Here is a 25,402-nt window from a genome sequence, read left to right on the forward strand (position 1 = left end):
TAATCTTTATATTTGGTATAGTTAGATGAAGTTTCCTAAAAAAATAATAGGTTACATACTGCAACATTTTTTTAATTCTATCCGTCTGTATGTATGCAGGGAGAGGGGGATCCACTGTGGTGGAGCAGGGACTCATAAGAGCCGCTCAATCGGGCGATCGCGACGCTCTAATCACCCTATTGCGAGAAATTGAGCAACATGTTTACCGAACTGCTTATTACATTTTAAACAATGAACAGGATGCTATGGATGCAGCCCAGGAAGCACTTATACGTGTATATACGAAGATTAACTCCTACGAGGAGAAGGCTCAGTTCAAAACTTGGGTCCAGCGGATTGTCACCAACATATGCATTGATAAATTCCGCAGGACCAAGCCGACGGTTTCCATCGATGAACATGATCTGGTGTTTCGGGATAATCTCGATGTAGAACGGGAAGTGATGTCGGGATATCTGGCTCAGGATATTCAGGAAGCCATTAATCAACTGCCGGATCATCATCGCACGGTCATTGTCTTAAGGTATTTGCAGGATCTATCCTACAACGAAATTGCTGATTGTCTGAACCTCCCGCTCAATACGGTGAAATCCTATTTGTTCAGGGCCAGGCAGCAGCTGCAGAATATGCTCCAAGAGCATCAGAAAGGTGGTGTATCAGGATGAATTGCCAAGAGGTGGTGGAACGTATGCACCGGTATTTGGACCGGGATCTCACTTCGGAGGAGACGGCCGAAATGTATCAGCATATTGCCGTGTGCCCCATGTGTGCGGAGACCTTTAATATATTGAAATCATTGAACAGAGAGCTTGAGGATCTCCCGGCCGTAACCCCGCCTGTCAGTCTGGTAGACGCTATCATGCCTAGACTGGATGCCATTGACCGTGAACGCCAGAACCTTGTCGTACCTCCTTCTGTGAAAAGCCAGGAGCCCGCCGAAATGATGCCGGAAATGCGGCGTCCGCGACGTGCGGGAAGCTGGTGGAGCACGGTTGGCGGAAGAACGGCTATCGGTGCCGCTGCCGCTGTACTTATTTTTAGCGTAGCTATTTTAAATAATGAACCGAAGATGTTATCCGATGCGGAGATTCCATACGAAGAGGCAAGCACGACCAGTGCCGGGGCGAATGACGACTCGGCTGCAACGCAGAGTCAGGAAATCGCTCAGCCGTTTGCCGCCGAAGGCGGCACGGAGTCGGGTGGCGCATCGGATGAGGGAAGCGATCCATCCGCAAATCTGCGGAGTTCGCCTTCAGAATCGTCATTGGAAGCCAATTCTAAGTCTTCTCCGAATGAAACGAAGGCAACGCCGGAACCATCGGATGGGGCTAACGGCACCAAGAAAGATGTTACAGCACCCGATACTTCGGTCCAGAAGAAAGATAATGGGGAACCTCAAGCATCAGACCAGCCTGCAAAGAGCAACAATGAGGGATCAAAAAACGATACCACAAGTCCGTCTGACCCTCCCGCCAGTGAACCTGAGCAGGACTCTGAGACCATGGATGCCCAGACTTCGCCTACGGAATCGGCAGATACCTCGTCAGAGATGCTGCCTCCAATTAGCGATCCTTCCGGCGATGCAGGCACGGGAAGCACGGAATCATCCGACAGGTCAACCGGATCGTACCAAGGACTGGCGATGGTACCGGAACAGTGGTCGTCCCCGGACGGTCTCTACCGAGCTTCGCTTGAAGCCGATCATCTGATTATCTATCGCCTGCCATCGGGAAGCCAAACCTCGCCTGAGGCGGTTGAAACGGTTGAGACGATTCCGCTCGGCGGAAGCTGGGTATCCGGTCAATGGTCAGAGGACGGCTTAACGTTTAAGTACAAGGTGCAGACGAATAACGAATTGGTTGAATCCGTCTATTCCATTGAGAAGCCTCAGCCTCCGGCGACTACGGGGCAGAAGCAGCCTAAACAATAGAAATATTCAGAGATATATACAATCGGTGCACCAATGCCGGGAGATATGAATACACTATATATTAGAGAGAGCATTATACCAACTACCGTCGTATGACCGACGGCGAGGTGTTTCTAGAGCATACTTGCCGGCGTTTATATAGATGTGTTGGGACGAAGGGACCTTGCCGCTGCCAAGCCGAGGTCTCTTTGTTTTCGTGTGGATGATTTCATTTTTATGCTTGTCGTCTATCGCATTCAGGCACTCTTTTTTGGTATAGTGTACAGAGTAGAAAGGGGGGACGCCGATGGATGCCAAAGCGGCGGCCAAGGCGGTTAAGCAGGGAGATGTGTCTGCCGTCTATTTGTTGTATGGCAGCGAGAAATTTCAAATGAAGGAATTCGCTGAATTTCTGGAAGCCCAGCTGATCCCAAAAGAAGACCGTGATTTTGCGCTTGTTCATATGGATTTAGGGGAGGTTCCGATTCAAACCGTCATTGAAGAAGCGGAGACGGTTCCATTTATGGTTCAGAAAAAATTGATCATGGTCAGGGACACGGCTTTTTTTACCGCAGCAAAAGATAACGGGAAAGTGGATCATCGTCCAGAGGCTTTGCTGGATTATTTGACCAATCCCGCTGATTATAGTGTGATTGTCTTTATGGTTGGACAAGAAAAGCTGGATGAACGCAAAAAGGTAGTCAAGGCAGTTAAGAAATCAGGGGTTGCCTTGTCCTTCATGCCTTTGGGCGGGGAGGATCTGCTTCGCTGGGTGGACAAGCAGGTGAAGAAAGGCAACTGCACACTGCGAGAAGGTGCGGCGGAGGCGATCGTGCGAAATGCGGGAACCAGTCTTCAGGCATTATCAGGTGAGATCGAAAAGCTGTGTTTATATGCTGGTGCCGGCGGAGTGATTGATGTCGCAACCGTGGATATGCTGGTGGCGCGCAGCACGGAACAGAATGTGTTTGCGCTTGTAGAGGATATTGCGAATCTCCGATTGGACAAGGCGCTCGGAATCTATTATGAACTGCTGAAGCAGCGCGAGGAGCCGATCAAGATTGCGGCGCTCATCACCAGACAGTTCCGGATTATTCTGCAGGTGAAGACTCTATCTACCCAGAGCTACTCGCAGCAGCAAATTGCTTCCCAGATCGGATTGCATCCCTATGCGGTGAAGATTGCGGGCGAGCAAGCCCGCAAGTTTGAGACGGCACGTCTTGAAGGCATTCTGAACCATCTGGCGAATCTGGATTACCAGATGAAGACCGGGGCCGTGGATAAGGTGCTCGGGATCGAATTGTTTTTGCTGCGGCTTGGGGCTTAACACACCCGCAACAAGTTAAGAGCGTACGGCCGCGGGAGCAGTCGTACGCTCTTTTTCTTTAGAGATCAGAAAGCATGAACTTCAGAGGCGTACCCACCTGATCTTGCAAGAAAAAAACCGCTATATGCGGTTGTCTACCGAGAAGAGTACGTCGATCAACGTATCACAAAAAGCCCTGAGCAGTGTGAACTGTTCAGGGCTTTTTCCATGTCGTATTCAACAAACGTTACTTACGCTTGCGACGTAAGAGCGTTCAGTCTTTTCGCCAGACGGGACTTCTTGCGGGCAGCTGCGTTCTTATGGATCAGGCCCTTTGTTACAGCTTTATCAAGCTTCTTGGAAGCAGCCTGGAAAGCAACTTTAGCAGCTTCGATTTCTGTACCGTTCAACGCTACGTCAGCAGTTTTAACAGCTGTGCGAAGCGCGGATTTTTGAGAAATGTTAAGCGCGTGGCGTTTGTCATTTGTCTTTACACGTTTAATCGCGGATTTAATGTTTGGCATTACATTCACCTCCTGTAAGGCATTTCAATAGAGCGAAATGATTCACAACTTAAAATATTTTAGCATGGGGGTGGACAAAAAGCAATACTCATTCGGACTTCTGCATAATCTCTCCCCTACTCTCGCACACTACTAGCAATATGAGGAGGAGTGTGAATTTCTATGGATCTGGATCTGCAAAAATACTCGGTCCGAACGGACCTGGCGGTGGAATCAAGAGAACTGGCGGGAGGCAAAGGGGGCGCGCCCATTCCTGGTGTGATGGAGGATGTGGTGCAGGAGGACGGAATCAAGATTACAAGGCTGGACGTGGAGAACGATGCAGCCTCTAAGCAAATTGGAAGAGTAAAGGGCCATTACGTCACGTTGGAGGTGCCCGATCTTCGCAAGGGGGATACGGGGCTTCAGGATCAAGTATCTGTTGTCTTCGCTCGTGAGTTTGAGGCATTCATGTCCCGGATCGGGATCGGACCCAAGGCAAGCGTGCTCATTGTCGGGCTCGGCAACTGGAACGTGACGCCGGATTCCCTGGGACCGCTGGTGGTGGAGAACGTGATGGTAACCCGACAGTTTTTCGAGCTTATGCCGGATCGGGTGGCGCCAGGCTATCGACAGGTTAGTGCCGTAGCGCCAGGCGTTCTCGGTCTGACAGGCATTGAATCGAGCGAAACGGTTCAGGGCATCGTGGAGCAAACCCGTCCCGAACTGATCATCGCTATTGACGCTCTGGCTTCGCGCTCGCTGGAACGGGTGAATACGACCATCCAGATTGCGGATATCGGAATCCACCCCGGTTCTGGCGTCGGCAATAAGCGCAAGGGATTGACGCAGGAAATTCTCGGGGTCCCCTGCATTGCGATCGGAGTTCCGACCGTCTGCTATGCTTCCACCATCGTTAATAACGCCATTGAGCTCATGAAATCCCATTTTGGTGAAGGTGCGCCGGAGACGGGCAAAATTATGGGCATGCTCCATGATATACCCGAAGGTGATCGCCTCGCACTGGTGAAGGAGGTGCTGGAGCCGCTGGGCCATGACCTTATCGTAACGCCCAAGGAGATTGACGAATTTATAGAGGACATCGCCAATATCGTGGCAACCGGCCTGAACGCAGCGCTGCATGAGGCTGTGGATCCCGGCAATGTAGGTGCGTACACGCACTAACCCAGCATGAAAGCTCCGAATCTATCGGAGCTTTTATATTTTTCATGGATCTAGTTCTATCGATTCTCCCCGGTTCATAGATTTGAAATATAAGAGATTACACAAGTCGCGGGAACGGCGGAATGATGGCCGAAATAGCTCCCGGCGAACCGAGGAGGGCATCGTTATGAACAATCGCAAATTTCGCATCTGGAATATTGCCAGACTGAAACGGAAGGTTATGGAAGGTCTGAGCATGGGTCGAACGCTCATTATACTAATGCTAGGTTCTCTTATATTTTTTATTTTACTAGGGCTCGGAGGGATGGCGGAACAGCGGATGAATTCCTCGCCCGTATCATCAATGAAAGGATTGGCCGCTTCGTTATCCAGCCATTTTTTCATTGATATGATCGGCATGGAGATGCCGCATATGACGGCTTCCAAAGAGACCTCAAGCTTCTCTGGCGAGAAAATGTCGACCTTCGTCTTTGAACTTCTGACGAGTGTGAACCCGAGGGATCCAAAAAGCCTTCTTGCAGGAGAACTGCCTGGCATGAAAGCAAATCAACCGGTACAGCTGTCTCATGGGTCCGGTAACGAGGATGGGGAGGCACCAGCGGATTACCGGCCGGATCCCGCGGAGGGGCAGGCAGAGGGCGATCCTGCTGATGCCGGAGAAGAGCCGCCACAAGGGGGGCGGGGAGATATCGGCAATGAGGAAAACGGTGAGGATGTCCCGGGTCAGGGCACGGAGGACGAGCCCGGCAGTAAGAACGATCCTGGAAGCACCTCCAAGGATGGAAAGTCTACGAATGGAAAGAAAGCCGTTCTCATCTATCATTCACACCCGCAGGAAGCATATAACCCGCTGCTGACACATCCTTCCGATAATCCGGGGGCGGTATCCCCGAGCAAGAACGTCATGCTGGTAGGCAGTTTGCTGAGCAAAAGACTTGAAGCCAACGGGATTGGCACCCTGCATGATCAAAGTGACTATCAATCTACCATTGAAGGGTATAATTACAACTTTTCTTATAAATACTCGCGTCAGATGGTCATGGAGGCCATGTCCCAGAACGACGGCATTAACTATCTGATCGATATCCATCGGGATTCGCAGCGGTATAACAAAACGACAGCAACCGTAAACGGCGTCAACTATGCCAAGGTTTACTTCATCATCGGACATGCGAACGAGAACTGGAGACAGAACGAGGCGTTTGCAAGCAAAATCAATGCCAAGCTGGAACGGTCCTATCCCGGGGTGTCTCGGGGCGTGTGGGGTAAATCAGCGGATCAAGGGAATGGGGAATATAACCAATCCCTGTCGCCGAACAGCATCCTGATCGAAATCGGGGGCATCGATAATACGAAAGAGGAATTGCAGCGGACAGCTGAAGCGTTGGCGGACATCATTGCAGATGTGTACTGGCAGGAGCAAGAGGCGGAGAAAGCCAGTGTGAAAAAAGACAATGATCAAACGAAGAAGCAGTCCGTTTCCGGATGAAACCAAGGGCGGAAGCAAAAAAGGCACAGAGGGTGAAGCAGCCAAAGCAGGCTAACAGCTTGGCGGCAACGACGGAGCAAGATTGAACGGGTAAATCAGGGAGGGACTCAGTGATGTCAAGAATGGGAAAACGGTTTGTGGCTCTTATCATATGGACAGGCATCGGCATATTGGTCGGCATGCAGCTTGGCGGGGCAAAGGCGCCCGTACCGACAGACGGTACAGGCGCCGTGCAAACTGTGCAGCAAGACCATGCTCAGAATCCGCAAGGCGGGGCTGCCCAAGGGAATGGATGGGGAGGGACACGCAAGAATCCTCCCTTATCAGAGTCCGCTGTTCTAGAACAAGATGCTCGTAAAACACTACCTGAATATGAGCTTACGCCTAGCGACATCCTGCTTCCCGAACGCTCGCAACCGCCTGCCGATGTCCTTGCCGACAAGACGGCAGGACTGCTCCAGCAGCTGTCTGACAAAAGCATCCGCTGGGTCGTGTCGATGTTCGGATCGATCGCGGAATAAATTCACCTTTATTCTCAGCATTGCTGTGCATCCCCTCAACTGGTATAATAAGTTGATTCAAACATCTGGTGGTTGTTGGGGGTTAGGCATGACAGACGTACAAGCAAGACAACAAAAAATTCGTAATTTCTGTATCATTGCACATATAGACCATGGGAAATCGACGCTTGCTGACCGTATATTGGAATTTACGGGTGCATTAACTTCGCGTGAAATGCAAGAGCAGGTACTGGATCAGATGGATCTGGAGAGAGAGCGCGGGATTACCATCAAGCTGCAGGCGGTTCGCCTGAATTACAAAGCAGATGACGGCGAGGAGTATATATTGAACCTGATTGATACTCCAGGGCACGTCGACTTTACGTATGAGGTATCTCGAAGCCTGGCTGCTTGTGAAGGCGCGCTGCTCGTCGTTGATGCTGCACAGGGAATTGAAGCGCAGACGTTGGCCAACGTATATTTGGCACTGGATAACAATCTCGAAATTCTGCCTGTCATTAACAAAATTGACCTGCCAAGCGCCGATCCCGAGCGGGTGAAGCAGGAAGTTGAGGATGTCATCGGACTGGATGCCAGCGATGCCGTATTAGCTTCCGCCAAGGCGGGTATCGGAATCAAGGAAATTCTGGAGCAGGTGGTTCAGAAAGTACCAGCGCCAACAGGCGATTCGGAAGCACCCCTGAAAGCGCTGATTTTCGACTCCCATTATGATCCTTACAAAGGTGTCATCGTATATGTGCGCGTTCTTGACGGAAGTATCAAAGCCGGTTCCAAGATCAAGATGATGGCTACCGGCAAAACCTTCGAGGTCATTGAGGTGGGGGCGTTTAAGCCGCGCATGTCCAGCGTGGACGAGCTTAACGTCGGCGATGTCGGTTTCATCGTGGCTGGCATGAAGAGCGTTGGCGATACGCAGGTCGGTGATACGGTAACGGATGCCAAGCGTCCAACGGCCGAGCCGCTTCCGGGTTACCGCAAAATCAACCCGATGGTATTCTGTGGTCTGTATCCAATCGAAACGTCAGACTACAATGATCTGCGCGAGGCGCTTGAGAAGCTGCAGCTTAATGATGCATCGCTCAGCTTTGAGCCAGAGACATCCAGCGCGCTCGGATTCGGTTTTCGTTGCGGATTCCTGGGCCTGCTGCACATGGATGTCATCCAGGAGCGGATTGAACGCGAGTTTAATATACCGCTGATTACGACGGCGCCGAGCGTTATTTACCGCATTACGCTGACAAACGGGGAGCAGATTCAGATCGATAACCCGTCTCATTATCCTGAGGTCGGCAAGGTCGATTATGTCGAAGAGCCTTATGTTAAAGCAGGCATTATCGTTCCGAACGATTATGTTGGAGCGATTATGGAACTCTGCCAAAATAAACGCGGCGAATTCGTAAATATGGAATACCTGGACACAACGCGCGTCACCATTACCTATGAAATTCCGTTGTCGGAAATCGTGTATGATTTCTTCGACCAGTTGAAATCGAGCACCAAAGGATATGCTTCATTCGATTACGAGCTATCCGGGTACCGTCGATCCAACCTGGTCAAAATGGATATTTTGCTTAATGCCGAGCAAGTAGATGCCTTGTCCTTTATCGTGCACAAGGACCGTGCCTATCACCGCGGACGGTTGATTTGCGAGAAGCTGCGCGAGCTGATTCCTCGTCAAATGTTCGAAGTGCCGATTCAAGCTTCCGTCGGTACCAAGGTTGTGGCCCGTGAAACGGTTAAAGCAATGCGTAAAAACGTTCTTGCCAAGTGTTACGGTGGTGACATCTCCCGTAAACGGAAACTCCTTGAGAAGCAGAAGGAAGGTAAGAAACGGATGAAACAAGTCGGCAGTGTCGAAGTGCCGCAGGAAGCTTTCATGGCGGTATTGAAAATTGACGACAAGTAATTTTGCATGAGTTAATGGGCTGGACTGGTCCTATGTGTATAGCCTTATGAAATAAATGATGGGAAAGCCGATTCTCGGCTTTCCTTTCTTTCATTCCAAGAGGCATAGCGTTATAGTAGAGAAGGAACTTCCATGAAGTTACTTAAAGAGGTTGTTCAAAAAGTCATCTTTTGATCACGAAGCAGCACATGAAGCTTAATCGACATCGAATATTGAATTCAGCCGGGCCTTCCGGTGCTGAAAACCTGACTTTTTGAACTCGCACTTAAAGTAAGTCATGCCAGAGGTGTACATGAGGGGGCAAGAAAAGAATGACGGCAAACGATAAACGGACGGAAGCAGTGTACATTCACATTCCGTTTTGTACCAATAAATGTTTTTACTGCGACTTCAATTCCTATGTGTTGAAGGATCAGCCGGTGATGGATTATCTGCGCGCGCTGGATAAGGAGATGGAGCTAACTGTCCAGGCCAACTCGCCGGGACGAATCAAAAGCATTTTTGTAGGCGGCGGGACCCCTACAGTGCTGAAGCCAAATGAAATGGAATACTTCTTGCAAAGCGTGAAGCGCCATTTTCCGGAATGGTCCGATCGTATTGAATTTTCGATGGAAGCGAATCCCGGCACCACGGATTTGGAGAAACTGTCCGTCATGCGCGAAGGCGGCGTGAACCGGATCAGCTTAGGGGTGCAAGCCTTCCAGAACAGCTTGTTGACCGGCATCGGCCGGATTCACGATACGGATGATGTGTATCGAAGTCTCGAGAACGCCAGAACCGCAGGCTTTGATAACATGTCCATCGATTTGATGTTCGGACTTCCGAACCAAACGCTGGACATGCTTGCGGAAAGCGTGGATAAGGCGCTAGAGCTTGGACTTCCGCATTATTCAATCTACAGCTTAAAGGTTGAGGAAAATACGCTGTTCCATACGATGTACCAGCGAAACCAGCTGCCGCTTCCGGATGAGGAGGACGAGCTGAATATGTATCTTCTATTAATGGAGCGGATGAAGGCAGCCGGATATAAACAGTATGAGATCAGTAATTTTGCCAAACCCGGCTTTGAAAGTCGGCATAATATGACGTATTGGCGCAACGAGGATTATTATGGCTTGGGTGCAGGAGCGCACGGATACGTCGGTCGTCAGCGCCATGTGAACATCAAAGGCGTCAACCCATATAATGAAGCAGCGAATCACGGACTTCCGCGATTGGAGAGCTTTGAGGTATCAAGGGAAGAAGCGATGGAGGATTTCCTCATGGTCGGGCTCCGAGTGCTGGATGGCGTTTCGAGCAGCCGGTTCCGGCAGCAATTCGGAACTTCCATGGAAGAAGTATTCGCCGGGCCGCTGAATAAAATGGTGGGTGCGGGACTTCTTGATTCTACGGAGGACGGATATAAACTGAGCAGTAAAGGCATTCTGTTCGGCAACGATGTGTTCGCTGAATTTATAGGCAGTTTGACGGCAAATTAATCTATTGAACTTATATGCGCTCTGTTGTATATTTATTCATAACATGACGGAGCGTGTAAAGGGGAGACGGACAACCATGTCGGCGGTATGCAGAAAGGCGAAGTTAGAAGATGTCGGGCCGCTGTATCAGATGATTCAGGGATATGCGGAAAAGGGGATTATGCTGCCCCGGTCCAAAAAAGTGCTGGAGAAACAAATCGGGGAATTCGTTGTGGCCGAATCCGAAGGGAACGTGATCGGCTGCGGTTCCTTGTGTCAGCTGGGAAATGATCTGGTGGAGATTCGTTCACTCGGCATCTCTGATGGTTATAAAGGGCAAGGAATCGGCTCCATGCTCGTGGATTCCCTTCTGGAGGAAGCGAAACGCCGTGAGCTTCCGAAAGTGATGGCCTTGACGTATGAAGTATCCTTTTTCATCAAAAACGGCTTTGCCGTCGTGGAGAAGGAGATTTTTCCGGAGAAGGTGTGGACCGACTGCGTTCACTGCAAGAAGCAGCATGCTTGTGACGAAATAGCTGTTCTTAAAGTACTGAACTGACTTGACAATCCTCAGGTCGGTTTGGTATTTTTGTTATATCGGTTAGCACTCGATGACGATGAGTGCTAACGAAAGAGAAAATAAGCAGTCAGCAAGGAGGGGAGCGACATGTTAACAGATCGTCAACGCATGATTTTGAATGCCATTGTGGATGACTATATCCGTTCTGCCGAACCGGTTGGTTCGAGAAGCATTTCCAAACGCGGGGATGTCGGATACAGTCCGGCAACCATTCGTAACGAGATGGCTGATCTGGAGGAACTCGGATTTCTGGAGCAGCCTCATACATCAGCTGGACGAATTCCGTCACATAAAGGATATCGTTATTATGTTGATCATCTCACGTCGTCGTTTTCCTTGAACCCTGCGGAACTGCACATGATGAAATCCTTTTTTGCAGAAAAGCTGAACGTGATGGAGCAGATGATACAGCATACAGCGGGCATTCTGTCTCAGATGACTAATTACACTTCCATCCTGCTGGGACCGGAAGTTTTTCATACGTCTTTGCGTCATTTCCAGCTTCTTCCTCTCCATGAGGATCAAGCGGTAGCCATCATCGTCACCAGCACAGGGCAAGTCGAGAACAAAATTGTTTCGATTCCGCAGGGTGTGTCCGTTTCGGATCTGGAGCAAGTGGTAAATCTTCTGAACAAGAAGCTGGTTAATGTGCCTCTATATAAACTCAAGACCCGTTTGTATACGGAGATTGGTGAGGAAATGCAGCGGCATATTTCACATTATGAAGATCTCATGAGTATGCTGGATATCGCCCTTAACAATGAACCGGACCATCGCGGCGTTTATCTCAGCGGCACGACCCACATGCTGAATCAGCCGGAGTTCAAGGATGTTGATAAGGTAAGGGAAATCTTTGAGCTTCTGGAGCAGACCCCCGCACTATTGAAACTCATGGCTCCCGCTCCCGGTGAGCATGGTGTCCAAGTGAAGATCGGTACGGAGAATACGCATGAGGCGATTTCCAATTGCAGTTTGATCACAGCGACTTATTCAATAGACGGAAAAGCGCTCGGTTCGATTGGTATTCTCGGTCCTACAAGAATGGAATATGCACGGGTGATCGGCATCTTGAATGTGTTATCCCATGACCTGACGAGGCTGCTGTCACACTGGTACAAATAAAGGAGTGAGACAGATGAGCCAAGGACAACATAGCCAAGTGGACGGAGATGAACGTTATTCTACGCTATTGAACAACAGTAATGCCGTCCGGGCCGTCACGTCCGCTGTTGAAGGAACGCTTGGTCCCAAGGGGCTCGACGTGATGCTGGTGGGTCCCCGCGGCGAAGTGGTCATTACCAATGATGGGGTGACGATTCTGGATAAAATGGATGTCACCCACCCGGCAGCCCGCCTTCTCATTCAGGTGGCAAGAGCGCAGCAGGAGAAAATCGGCGATGGAACCACAACGGCTACCGTGCTTGCAGGCGCACTCGTGCAGGAAGGGGTTTCCCGCATAACCCGCGGGGTGCCTGCTTCCAAGGTGGTGGAGGGGCTTCGTCAGGGGATCGAGAAGTCGATGCAGCTCTTAACAAAGCGGGTTCGGCTGATTGACGGGCTGGATGATCCGCTTCTGGAACGGACGGTGTACGTTGCTGGGCGTGAACGGAAGGACATCGTGGAGCTGATTATGCAAGCCGCGCGGAAAGCCGGAATCACCCGTCTTCAGGATCCTTCCTACTCGCTCGCAGACAGTATAATTGCTCTGGAGAATGCCGAGAATGAAGTGTTCGAGGGGGTTCTGCTCCGGCAGCGGCCGATCTTCGCCCGGGAGTCCAAGTCGTATGACGATGCAAAAGTGTTGGTGCTGTTTGATTCCCTGGAACCAGATGAGATCGATGAAGAGGCCCTCACAACCGAAACCGGATTTGCCCAATATATGGACCTCCGAAAAGTGTTCGCTTCAGATTTGGAGAGATTGTCCGAACTGTCCGTAAAACTCATCCTGCTTGAAAAAGGCATCCATCCGGATGCAGAGCAGTTTTGCCTGGATCACGGCATGATGGTTGTGCCGCGCGTGTCACGTGCGGATCTGCGCCGGGTAAGCGACATGACGGGAGCTACTCCCATACGCCGGAAGGCGTTACATAAAGACTCGAAGGAGCTTGCAGCCCTTCTGGGTGATACCCCGCGTGTCGCTTACGATGAAAGCATTGAGAAAATCCGGCTGGCCTGCGGCAGCCAGGACCGGGAACGTATTGTGACGGTCATTGTTGGGGCAAGCACTTCGGAAGTCGTAGGTGAGGCGGCCAGAATTGCGGGAGATGCGGCCTCGGCACTGCAGGCTGCCGTTTCCGGCGGGGTACTTCCGGGCGGCGGGACAAGCGAGCTCGCGGTGTCCTACGAATTGGAACGGATCCGGGAGGCTCAGAAAGGCATGGAAGCCTTCGGTATGGAAGCCGTTTCGGCCGCGCTGCGCAAGCCGATGTCGCAGATACTTCTCAATGCCGGTTACAATCCACTCGAGAAGATGGAAGAAGTGCGCGCTGCGCAAATCCGTGCAGACTCTGATTGCATGGGCATTGATTGCGACAGCGGCCGGGTTGTTGATTACGAGGAGCTGGGCGTGCTGGATCCGGCTCCGGTCAAACTTCATGGCCTGCGGGCAGCCGGCGAAGTTGCTGCAGCCGTGCTGCGGATTCATCACGTCATCAAGATGAAAGAAATAGGCGAATAACCCATACGGGATAAAATGAATCACAGACAGTCTGTTTTAGAATATGAAGGAGGTGAAGGCGTCTTGAATAATGAGCATAAGGATGCCGTTCAAGATACAGTTACAGAAGAAACGATGGAAGAAACTTTGGAGAACACGCCAAACTCGGGTGAGAGTGGGTCTGCGGAGGAAGCCGTAAATCCCGAACAGGAGATTCCTGTAACGGATTCGGCGGATGAAGCAGGTTCAGCTGAGCTTGAGAAACTTCAGGCCGAGGTGATGGAGCACCAGCAGCGTACCCTGCGAGTACAAGCGGATTTCGATAACTTCCGTCGTCGTACACAGAAGGAGAAAGAAGATCTGGGCAAATACGCTTCTTCCAAACTGATTACAGAGCTTCTGCCTGTCATCGATAACTTTGAGCGTGCGCTTCAGGCATCCGAGGAAAATCCGGAGTTTGAATCCTTCTCCAAGGGAGTTAACATGATCTTCCGCCAGTTGGAATCGGTCCTCGCTACCGAAGGTTTGACGGCGATGAAGAGCGTAGGCGAGCCGTTTAATCCGGAGTATCACCAAGCGATCATGCAGGTGGAAAGCGATGAATACGAGGAAGGCATCGTGGTTGAGGAAGTGCAGAAGGGGTATATGCTAAAAGACAAAGTATTGAGACCTGCGATGGTTAAAGTGAGCATGTGAGCGACTTTCGATAGTCGTTTATCATATAAAAATTGATGAAGATCATGCGAGGATTCGTGTGAATGAATAAGGAGGAAAATTTTACATGAGCAAAGTTATTGGTATCGACTTAGGAACAACCAACTCCTGCGTAGCCGTAATGGAGGGTGGGGAAGCAGTAGTTATCCCGAATCCGGAGGGCGCCCGTACGACCCCGTCCGTTGTCGGATTTAAGAAAGACGGCGAGCGTGTCGTTGGGGATACAGCAAAACGTCAAGCGATCACAAACCCGGATCGTACCATTATCTCCATCAAGCGTCATATGGGTACGAATCATAAAGAATCCATCGACGGCAAAGATTATACGCCGCAAGAAATCTCCGCCATCATTCTGCAAAAGCTGAAATCCGATGCGGAAGCTTACTTGGGCCAACCTGTAACCCAGGCGGTTATTACGGTTCCTGCATACTTCAATGACAGCCAGCGTCAAGCGACCAAGGATGCCGGTAAAATCGCGGGTCTTGAGGTTCTGCGTATCGTCAACGAGCCGACAGCAGCAGCTTTGGCATACGGTATGGAGAAATCCGAAGACCAGACCATTCTGGTATATGACCTGGGCGGCGGTACATTCGACGTTTCCATTCTGGAACTCGGTGATGGCTTCTTCGAAGTAAAAGCAACCAGCGGTGACAACAAACTCGGCGGTGACGATTTTGACCAGGTCATCATTGACTATATGGTAGCCGAATTCAAAAAAGAGCAAGGCATTGATTTGAGCAAAGACAAAGCAGCGGTTCAACGTCTGAAAGATGCTGCGGAAAAAGCGAAAAAGGAATTGTCCGGCGTACTGACTACCACGATTTCTTTGCCGTTCATCACCGTTGCTGACGGCGTGCCTCAGCATCTTGAACTCAACCTGACTCGTGCTAAATTCGAAGAATTGTCTGCTTCTCTTGTAGAGCGTACACTTGGACCGACTCGTCAAGCGCTTAGCGATGCAGGTTTGACAGCTAACGATATTCATAAAATCGTCCTTGTCGGTGGTTCCACTCGTATTCCTGCCGTACAGGAAGCGATTAAGAAATTGACAGGCAAAGAGCCTCACAAAGGCGTAAATCCTGACGAAGTGGTTGCGCTTGGAGCAGCTGTTCAAGCCGGCGTATTGACAGGTGACGTTAAAGACGTCGTATTGCTCGACGTAACTCCGTTGTCCCTCGGTATCGAGACAGCAGGCGGCGTATTCACCAAAATGATCGACCGTAACACGACGATTCCAACAAGCAAATCCCAAGTATTCTCCACGTATGCCGATAACCAGCCGAGCGTTGAAATTCACGTTCTGCAAGGTGAGCGCGAAATGGCTGCCGGCAACAAAACGCTGGGACGCTTCATGCTTGGAGATATTCCTCCAGCACCACGCGGCGTGCCGCAAATCGAAGTTACCTTCGATATCGATGCGAACGGGATCGTAAACGTTTCGGCGACGGATAAAGGTACAGGCAAGAGCCAGAAGATCACAATCACGTCCTCCAGCGGCTTGAGCGATGCTGAAGTTGAACAAATGATGAAGGACGCAGAGCTTCATGCTGAAGAAGACCGTAAACGCAAAGAGTTGGTAGAGGCTCGCAACAATGCGGACCAACTCGTATACACAACCGAGAAAACACTCAAGGATTTGGGCGACAAAGTCGATGCTTCCGAAGTGGAAAAAGCGAATGAAGCAAAAGACAAAGTGAAGAAAGCCCTTGAATCCGATAACCTCGAAGAGATTAACGCTTCGGTAGAGGAGCTGACTCAAATCGTGCAGCAGCTGTCCGTGAAGCTGTATGAGCAAGCAGCACAAGAGCAGCAGGGTGCTGAAGGTGCCGACTCCGGTGCGGCTAATAAAGACAATGTCGTAGATGCAGATTACGAGGTTGTTGACGAAGATAAAAACAAAGGTTAATCTGAATAGATTGTATGGGAAGGTCAAAGCTGCGCATCTTCGCACTTTGGCTTTCCTTATGTAAAAGAGTAATAAAGAGATTGGGGTGAAACCGTGGCTGATAAGCGTGATTATTATGAGGTGCTCGGTGTCGGCAAGGATGCATCGGACGATGAGATCAAGAAGGCGTACCGTAAAATGGCTCGCCAATATCATCCGGACGTGAACAAAGCGGCTGACGCGGAAGCTAAATTCAAGGAAGTGAAAGAGGCTTACGACGTTTTGAGCGATGATCAGAAACGTTCGACTTATGACCAGTACGGGCATATCGATCCGAACCAAGGCATGGGCGGAGGCGGTTTCTCCGGTGATTTCGGCGGTTTTGGAGATATATTTGATATGTTCTTTGGCGGTAATGGACGCCGTGATCCGAATGCGCCTCAGCGGGGGAACGATCTGCAATACACGATGACAGTTGAATTTAAGGAAGCGGTATTCGGTAAGGAAACGGATATTACCATTCCGAGAACGGAAACATGTGATACCTGTCACGGTTCCGGGGCGAAGCCGGGCACGCAGCCGCATACATGTTCGGTATGTAACGGCAGCGGGCAGCAAGAAGTCGTGCAGAATACGCCGTTTGGACGGATGGTAAACCGTCGCGCTTGTTCGAACTGTAACGGAACAGGGAAGATCATCAAAGACCGCTGCTCGACCTGTAACGGCAACGGTAAAGTGAAGAAGCAGCGCAAGATTCATGTTCGCGTGCCTGCGGGTGTGGACGACGGAGCTCAACTTCGTATGACAGGTGAAGGCGAAGGCGGCTTCCGTGGGGGCCCGGCCGGTGACTTGTATATCGTAATCCGCGTGAAGCCGCATGACTTCTTTGAACGCGAAGGGGACGACATTTATTGCGAAGTGCCGCTTACCTTTGCTCAGGCTGCGCTTGGCGACGAGATTGAAATCCCGACGTTGACGGAGAGAGTGAAGCTGAAGATCCCGGCCGGCACGCAGACGGGTACCTTCTTCCGCCTGAAAGGCAAAGGAGTGCCTCGACTCCGCGGCATGGGACAGGGTGACCAGCACGTTAAGGTTGTGGTCGTTACGCCAAGCAAGCTGAGTGATGAACAGAAAGAGCTGCTTCGACAGTTTGCTTCACTTGATGGCGAACAGACCCATGAACAGGAACAGTCCTTCTTTGACCGTGTAAAAAAAGCATTCCGCGGTGACTAATACAAACTTATGGGGCTACCCCCCCTCATAGCATAAAGAACAGCAGCAGGCTAAGGTGATCAAACCTTCGGTCTGCTGTTTTTTTGTTGGGGGAGCGTCAGGAGTGTCTGCCAGCTTAAACAGGCCCTTTTCTCAAGAATAAAACACTTAACTATGAAGCAACCTAGGGAAGGTCCATCTTTGGAAGATGCAATCTTGAATAGGAAATGCAGGTGAAATAAAGTGGCAGAGAAAAATATTTTGGCGTATTTCAAAAGTCCGGAAGAAGCCCAGCATGCAGCCCGTAAATTGCAGTCGCTGCGCGTTGCCGATATGTCCATCGATCGGTTTAGTGCTGATCCCGGCGGGGAGCTTAACAATCCGATGAATCCGTTGACAGGCAATATTACAAGCTTATCAACGCTGACCTTAAATGCGGATATTTCGGGGCCAGGGGCCGGAATCCTGGGGGCGGCGGACCCGTCAGCCAGCGGGATGAGCAGCGGCGGGGAGGACGGAACCGAGGGCCGGGATATTTTGCTGACGGTTGTATTGGACGAAGGCGTATTCCCGCAAGCCATGCGGTTAATCGAAGAATCCGGCGGCATGATTTGAGGTTATAGGCACAGCTCTGATCGTTTATACGGAAAGGAGAATAGCACCCATAATGAGACGCGTAAAAAAAGGGAAAATCTCGAGTAAAACCGAAAAGATGATTGCGCTTCAATCCGCTAAGGTGGAGGATGTCGAGTTTTCGGCTATGGAAGCCGACCACGATGATGTGGAGGCTCTGCGCAGAAGCGAGGCAGCGGATGAACGCCAATTGAAGAAAATTCTCGATGAAACCAGTAAAAATGTAGATTAATCATTATGTTTATCAAGTGATGAAAGAGTCCTCTTACCCTTCTTGTTACGGAGGTGGTAAGCAGGGCTTTTTTTGAAGACATAAGAAAGTATAAACTTCGGAGGCTTATCGTTCTTATTTCGCAAGAAAAATTTCTGCCATATGTGGTCAGTCTTCTGGAGAGAGTACGTTGATAACGTTTTTCGTATTCGAACGACTTGTAAGAAAAGTCATCATGGTATTTTAGTACAAACTTTGTATCCGGGGTCCTCTATATAGTACAATAATATTTATGTATGAATGAGGAGGAACAGTAGCACATGTTATGGCATGAATTAACGATACATACCACGGAAGAAGCCGTGGAGATGATTACGAATTTCCTGCATGAAGCTGGAGCCGGAGGCGTTTCGATTGAAGAATCCGGTACGACAAACAAGAAGCGGGACACATCCCTTGGACAGTGGTTTGATGAGATCGTTCCGTTTAACGATATTCCTGAAGGCCAAGCCGTTATCAAAGGTTATTTTGATGAGACGGTTACCTTGGAAGCGATCCGTGATGAGATAACGCCGCGAGTGAATGAACTGAAGGAATTTGGGATTGATACAGGCGAAGTCAGGTATGAGATGAAGACGGTTGATGAGAATGAATGGGCAACGGCCTGGAAGCAGTATTTCAAACCGATCCGCGTGTCCGAGCGGTTAACGATCAAGCCGACATGGGAAGAGTACACGCCGGAATCCGATCAAGAATCGATTATTGAGCTGGACCCGGGCATGGCATTCGGCACAGGAACGCATCCGACAACCTCGTTATGCTTGCGCACACTGGAGATGGTGATCAAGGGCGGAGAGGAAGTCATAGATGTTGGGACAGGCTCAGGCATTCTCTCCATCGGCGCAGCGCATCTGGGAGCATCACGGATACTGGCTCTTGATCTGGATCCGGTTGCCGTATCCAGTGCAATGGAGAATACCCGTCTTAACGGCTTGGAAGATCGGATTACGGTGAAGGAAAGCGATCTGCTCTCGGTACTCAACCATTCGACCGATCAATCGGATCTGGGCGTGACGCTGCCGGTACAAGTTGTAGTGGCTAACATTTTGGCTGAGGTCATCCTGTTGTTTGTAGACGATGTATACCAGGCTCTCAAGCCGGGAGGCGCTTATATCGCCTCGGGCATTTACAAGAACAAAGAAGAGATCGTGGAGAAAGCGCTGATTGCCTCCGGTTTCGAAATTGCCGACATCTGCCACGAGGATGATTGGGTTGCCTTCGTGGCGAGGAAGAACTGATTATGGATTTTTTGGATCGACTGTTATTTTATCCGCTGGAACAACTTCCTTTTTATCTGATTGCTTTAATCATTGCCTTTACCGTGCATGAGTTCTCGCATGCCTATTTTGCGAATAAATTCGGAGACCCAACGGCCAAGCTGCTGGGAAGGGTCACGCTGAATCCGGCGGTGCATTTTGATTTTCTGGGGATTATTCTCTTGCTGATTGCGGGTTTTGGCTGGGCACGGCCGGTACCGATCAATCGCGAGAACTTTAGCAACCCACGCCGAATGAGCATCATTGTGGCAGCGGTTGGTCCGCTGAGCAATCTTATGTTAGGTATACTTGGAACGCTGATCTATGCGGGACTCTATCAGTTCGGTGTGATCGAGCCGATTGGCGTTACCAAAACAGATCAAGCGATACATTTGTTTTTCAATACCTTTATACTGCTCAATTTCTTTCTGTTCCTCTTTAATCTTATTCCGTTGCCACCGCTTGACGGCTACCGGATTCTTGAGAATATGCTTCCTCCGCGCGTCAGTGCGAGGATTCAGAAGTTCGAGCAGTGGTCGATACTTATTTTCCTGTTGATCATATTGCTGCCAACCTTTCAGAGATATACGATTAAGCCATTATATGATGCAGCGCATGCATTATCCATCGATTTTTTGAATCTGTTCATTAAGATGTTCGGGGGATAATGGCGCGGATTTCTCTGGTCAGTTTGCACGAAAAGTTGTATGATGGGGTTTGGCGATTTTGGAGTTAGGTGAGGATAAAGATGCAGCGATATTTTGTCACTCCCGCACAATTCGAGGGAGACCGTGTTGAGATTACGGGTGATGACGCCCGTCATATTACCAAGGTCATGCGAGGCAGACTTGGTGATAAATTGATTGTAAGCGATGGGGAATCCCGCGAAGCCATGGTGGAGATTGAGAGCATCGAAGCGGCCAGTGTCACTGCCGTTGTGATTGAACCCATGGAGATGACGCAGGAACCGCGTCTGCAAGTGAGCATCGCTCAGAGTTTGCCGAAAGGCGATAAGATGGAGACCGTCATCCAAAAGTGCACCGAGATTGGCGCGGTGTCCTTTGTGCCCTTCCTATCGGACAGAACGATTGTTCAGTACGATGCCAAGAAGGAAGGAAAGCGGCTGGAACGCTGGCGCAAGATTGCGAAGGAGGCGGCTGAGCAGGCGCATCGTAACCGGATACCGTCTGTTGAACAGCCTCTGTCGTGGAAAAATCTGCTTGCAGCATTTTCCGGCTACGATGCCGTATATTTTTGTTATGAAAAAGAGCATGGCTCCCAGCTGAGGGACGTGCTGAAGCCTTTTGCGGAGCAGGCGCTGCCGAATTCGGCTGAGAAGGCCAGCTTGCTGCTGGTCGTTGGACCCGAGGGCGGCTTTACGGAAGAGGAATGCCGAGCGGCCGAAGATGCAGGAGCTGTATCCGTTGGGCTTGGAAAGCGGATCCTTCGCTGCGAGACTGCCGGCATGACGGCGCTTGCCTGCGCACTATACGAATCTGGAGAAATGGGGGGCGTTTGAACATGCCATCCGTAGCGTTTTATACGTTGGGTTGCAAAGTCAATTTTTACGATACCGAGGCCATCTGGCAATACTTCAAAAATGAAGGCTACGACCAGGTGGACTTCGAACAAACCGCAGATGTTTATTTGATTAACACCTGCCACGTTACCAATACAGGGGACAAGAAGAGCCGCCAGATGATCAGACGTGCGGTTCGCCGCAATCCCGAGGCCATCGTGGCTGTAACGGGCTGTTACGCGCAAACCTCGCCTGCAGAAATTCTGGATATACCGGGCGTGGATCTTGTCATCGGGAACCAGGATCGCGATAAGATTATGGATTTCATCCATGATATTGAAAAGACACGTCAGCCGATTAATGCGGTTCGCAATATCATGAAGACCCGGGTGTTTGAGGAAATGGACGTTCCGGATTTTGCGGAACGCACACGCGCATTTCTAAAAATCCAGGACGGATGCAACAACTTCTGTACGTTCTGCATTATTCCATGGTCCCGCGGTTTGTCACGCAGCCGTGATCCGAAGAGCATCATCAAGCAGGCGCATCAGCTGGTTGGAGCGGGTTATAAGGAAATCGTGCTGACCGGTATTCACACAGGCGGATATGGAGATGATCTTGAAGATTACCGATTGTCCGATTTGCTGTGGGATCTTGATCGGGTAGACGGTTTGGAACGGATCCGCATCAGCTCCATCGAAGCAAGCCAGATCGATGAGAAGATGCTGGATGTGTTGAATCGCTCCAGTAAAATGTGCCGCCATCTTCATATACCGCTGCAAGCGGGGGATGATACGGTACTGAAACGGATGCGCCGTAAATATACAACCGAAGAGTTCTATAACAAGATGGGCTTGATTCGTCAAGCGATGCCCGATGTGGGCATTACGACGGACGTTATCGTTGGCTTCCCTGGCGAAACCGATGAGATGTTCCGTAACGGCTATGACCTGATGAAGGCGATTCAGTTCTCCGAGATGCATGTATTCCCGTATTCGAAGCGTACCGGCACGCCGGCAGCACGGATGGAGGATCAGGTGGACGAGGAAGTGAAGAATGCACGTGTGCATGATCTGATTGACTTGTCGGAGCAGCTGCAGCTTGCTTATGCTGAACGTTTTGTAGGTCAGATTCTGGAAGTGATACCTGAGCGTGAGTACAAGGGTGCTCCTAATGGCGGAAAGATGCAGGGTTATAGCGATAATTATCTGCAGCTTGTATTCAACGGATCGCCTGATCTCGAAGGCAAACTGTGCCGCGTAAAAGTAACCAAAACCGGTGTAAATGAATGCGAGGGCGAACTCCTCAGCGTTATAGATCATGGACTAAAGGCAGCTGCCCAGTAATTCCAATAGCGGCCATACCAGACAAGGATTTCATTTCCTGGCTACCGGAAGTGGAATCCTTGTTGTACATGAAGGAGGAATAGGACATGGCATATACACAGATTTCGGCAGGCGGCGTGGTATACCGTCATCATGAAGGGGCGCTTCAGATCCAGCTTATTTTGGACCGTTATGGAAAAACCTCGCTTCCCAAGGGCAAGATGGAAGCCGGTGAAACCGTCGAGCAGACTGCACTTCGAGAAATTTGCGAGGAGACAGGTATAGTCGGATCCATCACCTCTCCAGTGGACATTATTGCATATAAATACCATCATCCCGAATTCGGCCAGGTGGACAAGGAAGTCCATTACTATCTGGTTAAAGCAGAAAAAGGTAGCTTAAAACCCCAAATCGAGGAAATCAACGGCGTGGACTGGTTTGAGCCTCTGGCCGCATGGAGGAAGCAGCGCAGCAACGGATATAACAACAATGATATCATCCTGCGTAAAGCGCTTATGCTGCTTGAGGTTAGCATTCCTGCGGATGAAGATATGAAGCTTTAGGTCTGTGCCCGCTTGTTCCAGAAGGGCAGATAGCATAGTGGAAGCGCAATAAGCGAGCATACGATATTAAACAAGGTTTGCGCATGGGCGATTTGTCCGGCCGGATCCGCCGCTAACCATCCGGATACGGTGGTTAAGCCTGATATGAACGGAGTAAAGAGCAGAACACCGCCGATATTAAGCCCCATATGGGACCAAGCCACGAATCGCCCTGCTCGGGTACTGCCAATCGCTGCTATAAGTGCTGTTGCGCAGGTGCCGACATTGGAGCCCAGAACGATGGCAACGCCGATCTCCGGAGGCAGCGCACCGCTGGCTGAAAGCCCCATGGCCATAGCGATGACAGCGGCGCTGCTGTGCATCAGAGCAGTCAATATCGTTCCGGCTGCTATGCCCCAGAGGACGCTCCGCGAAGCGTGGTCCAGGAACCACTGGAACAAACCGAGGCTTTGCAGAGTCGGGCCGATAGACTGCATGAATTGTATAGCAAGCAGCACCAGCGAGAATCCGGCGACAGCGAGGCATAAAAACTGGCTGCGGATCAAATTGTTTTTTACCTTTTCGTAGCTCGAAGGCACGCGCTCGCTGACGATTACCGCCCCGACCCATAGCATCAGCGAGAGGACAAGCAGAGGCATGGCGGCTTGTCCGATCTGCAGGCTGATGAGCTCGGTGGTTACCGTTGTGCCGATGTTCGTGCCGAGTATAACGCCCAAGGTACCAGCGAGACTTAACAATCCGGCATTGGCGAAACCTATTGCCAGCACGGTAACGGCGGTACTGCTTTGCAGCAGGGCCGTGACCGCTGTGCTGGCGATCATGCCTTTAAGGGGCGTGGATGTCGCTTTATGGAGCCACTTATGCAACAGCGGACCGGCCCAGCGTTGGAGCGCAACCTCCATGACCTTCATGCCGAACAGGAACAGGACAAGACCATAACAGATGGGAAACCAGAGTGAGGATAGCATGATGTTCTCCTTTTTGTGAAATAAAGTGGGGATATGAAGCATCCGCTACGGAGAGAGTCCGTCGAAAGACTTTTTTTCTTAATTACGTATATGACCCTTGGTGGACATGCATGCCTATTGAAATGGCCAGGGGATAACTTAAGGAGTGAAGTACAGTGCCATCGGTAATTTTGGAGCGCAGTCGAAAAAAGAGACTGGAGCAGGGGCATCCCTGGGTTTATAAAAGCGAGATTGCCTCTGTCGAGGGTGAACCCAAGCCGGGTGATATCGTATCGGTATTAAACCATCAAGGCCGTTTTCTCGCCTCCGGTTATTACAACCCGCAATCTCAAATCACCGTACGCACCGTTTCGTATGAGCCGGTTGAGACGATGGACAAGGCCTTTTTCGCCGCCAGGTTTCAGGAATGCCTGAAACACAGGGAACGGTTTATCGGAGATGAGAACGCCTACCGGCTGGTATATGGCGAGGCGGATTTTCTTCCAGGGCTGATTGTGGACCGGTTTGATGACGTACTGGTCATCCAGTTGCTGACGCTGGGCATGGATCGCTGCCGTGAGGACATCGTGAACGCGCTTGTCGAGGTGGTCCAGCCGAAAGGAATCTATGAACGAAGCGATGTATCCATCCGGGAACTGGAAGGGCTGGAGCAGCGCACAGGTATTCTCTACGGGGAGTGTCCTCGCCACGTAACGGTGACGGAGAACGGTTTGAAGATCAAAGTGGATATTGAAGAAGGCCAGAAGACGGGATATTTCTTTGATCAGCGCGAGAACCGGGCATCCATTAAACCGTTAATGAACGGTTGGGGAGACCGCAGCGGGATCACGCTCCAGACTGTGGAACGTAACGGTGAGATGAAGTCCTTGCCGGTGAACAAAAGCGGAAAAGAAGTCACCTTTCCCTATTGGGACGGTGCCACGGTGCTGGAATGCTTTTCGCATACGGGCAGTTTCACGCTGCACGCATGCCTTTATGGGGCCAAGAAAGTAACCTGTCTTGACATATCGGAGCATGCCATTGAAAGCGCCAAAGAGAATGTGGGATTGAACGGATTCCAGGATCGCGTGGAGTTTGTAGTGGACGACGCCTTCCAATATTTGCGCAACCAGGTAAAAGGCTTGGAAGAACGCGAGCAGCGTGCGCAAGGGGATCAGAAAGTGGATACCTCCAAACCGCTGACCGCGGGAGGTGGACGTTCTTGGGATGTGGTCATTCTGGATCCGCCGGCGTTTGCCAAAACCAGGTCTGCCGTCAAAGGGGCTTGCCGGGGGTATAAGGATATCAACCTTCATGGCATGAAACTGGTGAATGAGGGCGGGTATTTGGTTACGGCAAGCTGCTCGTACCATATGCGTCCGGATTTGTTCCTGGAGACGATCCAGGATGCGGCAAAAGATGCCGGCAAAATTCTAAGACTCGTGGAATGGCGTGCGGCCGGCAAGGATCACCCGCAAATTCTCGGGGTTGATGAGGGGCATTATTTGAAATTTGCCGTGTTTGAAGTGCGCAGCAAATCAAAGCTTTAAACTGCCACAGCTATA

Annotated in this window: 24 protein-coding genes; 22 read left to right on the forward strand and 2 right to left on the reverse strand. The window is 50.6% G+C overall.

Annotation, left to right across the window (positions count from 1 at the left end; translation table 11 throughout):
* Positions 1-116: 116 nt before the first annotated feature.
* The 3 genes from J7E85_RS10400 to holA all read left to right on the forward strand — a co-directional run bounded on the left by J7E85_RS10400 (position 117) and on the right by holA (position 3,236).
* Positions 117-665: an RNA polymerase sigma factor gene (locus J7E85_RS10400; RefSeq protein ID WP_036644490.1), complete on the forward strand. Its 549-nt coding sequence runs from the start codon at positions 117-119 to the stop codon at positions 663-665.
* Positions 662-1,930 (forward strand): zf-HC2 domain-containing protein, encoded by a 1,269-nt coding sequence (locus J7E85_RS10405; protein ID WP_215157503.1) that lies wholly within the window; start codon positions 662-664, stop codon positions 1,928-1,930. Before J7E85_RS10400 ends, J7E85_RS10405 begins: the two co-directional genes overlap by 4 nt.
* A gap of 286 nt (positions 1,931-2,216) precedes the next feature.
* Complete coding sequence (gene holA / locus J7E85_RS10410; protein WP_215157505.1) at positions 2,217-3,236, forward strand: DNA polymerase III subunit delta; 1,020 nt, start codon at positions 2,217-2,219, stop codon at positions 3,234-3,236.
* A gap of 230 nt (positions 3,237-3,466) precedes the next feature.
* On the opposite strand, the gene rpsT is transcribed toward holA, so the two are convergent.
* On the reverse strand, positions 3,467-3,739 hold the full coding sequence (rpsT, locus tag J7E85_RS10415; protein ID WP_009590780.1) for a 30S ribosomal protein S20: 273 nt from the start codon (positions 3,737-3,739) through the stop codon (positions 3,467-3,469).
* A 162-nt stretch (positions 3,740-3,901) separates the two neighbouring features.
* On the opposite strand from rpsT, the gene gpr reads away from it, so the two are divergent.
* The 18 genes from gpr to J7E85_RS10505 all read left to right on the forward strand — a co-directional run bounded on the left by gpr (position 3,902) and on the right by J7E85_RS10505 (position 22,890).
* Positions 3,902-4,903, forward strand: coding sequence for a GPR endopeptidase (gene gpr / locus J7E85_RS10420; RefSeq protein ID WP_215157507.1), 1,002 nt, complete (start codon positions 3,902-3,904; stop codon positions 4,901-4,903).
* Between the two features lie 166 nt (positions 4,904-5,069).
* On the forward strand, positions 5,070-6,392 hold the full coding sequence (locus J7E85_RS10425) for a stage II sporulation protein P (protein WP_215157509.1): 1,323 nt from the start codon (positions 5,070-5,072) through the stop codon (positions 6,390-6,392).
* A 113-nt stretch (positions 6,393-6,505) separates the two neighbouring features.
* Complete coding sequence (locus J7E85_RS10430) at positions 6,506-6,913, forward strand: hypothetical protein (protein WP_251035628.1); 408 nt, start codon at positions 6,506-6,508, stop codon at positions 6,911-6,913.
* Between the two features lie 88 nt (positions 6,914-7,001).
* Positions 7,002-8,819 carry a translation elongation factor 4 gene (gene lepA, locus J7E85_RS10435; protein ID WP_215157519.1) on the forward strand — a complete coding sequence of 606 codons (1,818 nt, stop codon included), beginning with the start codon at positions 7,002-7,004 and terminating at the stop codon, positions 8,817-8,819.
* 311 nt (positions 8,820-9,130) lie between these two features.
* Positions 9,131-10,297, forward strand: a complete 1,167-nt coding sequence (gene hemW / locus J7E85_RS10440) for a radical SAM family heme chaperone HemW (RefSeq protein WP_215157521.1) — start codon at positions 9,131-9,133, stop codon at positions 10,295-10,297.
* Positions 10,298-10,373: 76 nt separating this feature from the next.
* On the forward strand, positions 10,374-10,835 hold the full coding sequence (locus tag J7E85_RS10445) for an N-acetyltransferase (RefSeq protein WP_215157726.1): 462 nt from the start codon (positions 10,374-10,376) through the stop codon (positions 10,833-10,835).
* Between the two features lie 108 nt (positions 10,836-10,943).
* Positions 10,944-11,978, forward strand: a complete 1,035-nt coding sequence (hrcA, locus tag J7E85_RS10450; RefSeq protein WP_215157523.1) for a heat-inducible transcriptional repressor HrcA — start codon at positions 10,944-10,946, stop codon at positions 11,976-11,978.
* A 13-nt stretch (positions 11,979-11,991) separates the two neighbouring features.
* Positions 11,992-13,533: a TCP-1/cpn60 chaperonin family protein gene (locus J7E85_RS10455; RefSeq protein ID WP_215157525.1), complete on the forward strand. Its 1,542-nt coding sequence runs from the start codon at positions 11,992-11,994 to the stop codon at positions 13,531-13,533.
* 63 nt (positions 13,534-13,596) lie between these two features.
* On the forward strand, positions 13,597-14,208 hold the full coding sequence (gene grpE, locus J7E85_RS10460; RefSeq protein ID WP_215157527.1) for a nucleotide exchange factor GrpE: 612 nt from the start codon (positions 13,597-13,599) through the stop codon (positions 14,206-14,208).
* A gap of 85 nt (positions 14,209-14,293) precedes the next feature.
* Complete coding sequence (gene dnaK / locus J7E85_RS10465; protein ID WP_076320572.1) at positions 14,294-16,132, forward strand: molecular chaperone DnaK; 1,839 nt, start codon at positions 14,294-14,296, stop codon at positions 16,130-16,132.
* A gap of 93 nt (positions 16,133-16,225) precedes the next feature.
* Positions 16,226-17,344 (forward strand): molecular chaperone DnaJ, encoded by a 1,119-nt coding sequence (gene dnaJ, locus J7E85_RS10470; RefSeq protein WP_215157529.1) that lies wholly within the window; start codon positions 16,226-16,228, stop codon positions 17,342-17,344.
* Between the two features lie 222 nt (positions 17,345-17,566).
* On the forward strand, positions 17,567-17,938 hold the full coding sequence (locus tag J7E85_RS10475; protein ID WP_215157531.1) for a hypothetical protein: 372 nt from the start codon (positions 17,567-17,569) through the stop codon (positions 17,936-17,938).
* Positions 17,939-17,987: 49 nt separating this feature from the next.
* Positions 17,988-18,188 carry a YfhD family protein gene (locus J7E85_RS10480; protein WP_215157728.1) on the forward strand — a complete coding sequence of 67 codons (201 nt, stop codon included), beginning with the start codon at positions 17,988-17,990 and terminating at the stop codon, positions 18,186-18,188.
* Positions 18,189-18,487: 299 nt separating this feature from the next.
* The gene (prmA, locus tag J7E85_RS10485; protein ID WP_215157533.1) at positions 18,488-19,465 is read left to right on the forward strand and encodes a 50S ribosomal protein L11 methyltransferase; all 978 of its coding nucleotides are present in this window, start codon (positions 18,488-18,490) and stop codon (positions 19,463-19,465) included.
* Positions 19,466-19,467: 2 nt separating this feature from the next.
* On the forward strand, positions 19,468-20,151 hold the full coding sequence (locus J7E85_RS10490; protein WP_215157535.1) for a site-2 protease family protein: 684 nt from the start codon (positions 19,468-19,470) through the stop codon (positions 20,149-20,151).
* 80 nt (positions 20,152-20,231) lie between these two features.
* The gene (locus J7E85_RS10495; protein ID WP_215157537.1) at positions 20,232-21,002 is read left to right on the forward strand and encodes a 16S rRNA (uracil(1498)-N(3))-methyltransferase; all 771 of its coding nucleotides are present in this window, start codon (positions 20,232-20,234) and stop codon (positions 21,000-21,002) included.
* Between the two features lie 2 nt (positions 21,003-21,004).
* The gene (mtaB, locus tag J7E85_RS10500) at positions 21,005-22,348 is read left to right on the forward strand and encodes a tRNA (N(6)-L-threonylcarbamoyladenosine(37)-C(2))-methylthiotransferase MtaB (protein WP_215157539.1); all 1,344 of its coding nucleotides are present in this window, start codon (positions 21,005-21,007) and stop codon (positions 22,346-22,348) included.
* 86 nt (positions 22,349-22,434) lie between these two features.
* Positions 22,435-22,890, forward strand: a complete 456-nt coding sequence (locus J7E85_RS10505; protein ID WP_098742705.1) for an NUDIX hydrolase — start codon at positions 22,435-22,437, stop codon at positions 22,888-22,890.
* Here J7E85_RS10505 and J7E85_RS10510 read toward each other — a convergent pair.
* A complete protein-coding gene (locus tag J7E85_RS10510) occupies positions 22,887-23,858 on the reverse strand; it encodes a Na/Pi cotransporter family protein (RefSeq protein WP_215157541.1) in 972 nt (323 codons plus the stop codon). The genes J7E85_RS10505 and J7E85_RS10510 overlap by 4 nt on opposite strands.
* Positions 23,859-24,013: 155 nt before the next feature.
* On the opposite strand from J7E85_RS10510, the gene J7E85_RS10515 reads away from it, so the two are divergent.
* Positions 24,014-25,387, forward strand: a complete 1,374-nt coding sequence (locus J7E85_RS10515; protein WP_215157543.1) for a class I SAM-dependent rRNA methyltransferase — start codon at positions 24,014-24,016, stop codon at positions 25,385-25,387.
* Positions 25,388-25,402: the final 15 nt, after the last annotated feature.

It is taken from the genome of Paenibacillus sp. ISL-20 (assembly GCF_018613005.1).
In the GTDB taxonomy this organism is placed as follows: domain Bacteria; phylum Bacillota; class Bacilli; order Paenibacillales; family Paenibacillaceae; genus Paenibacillus_AQ.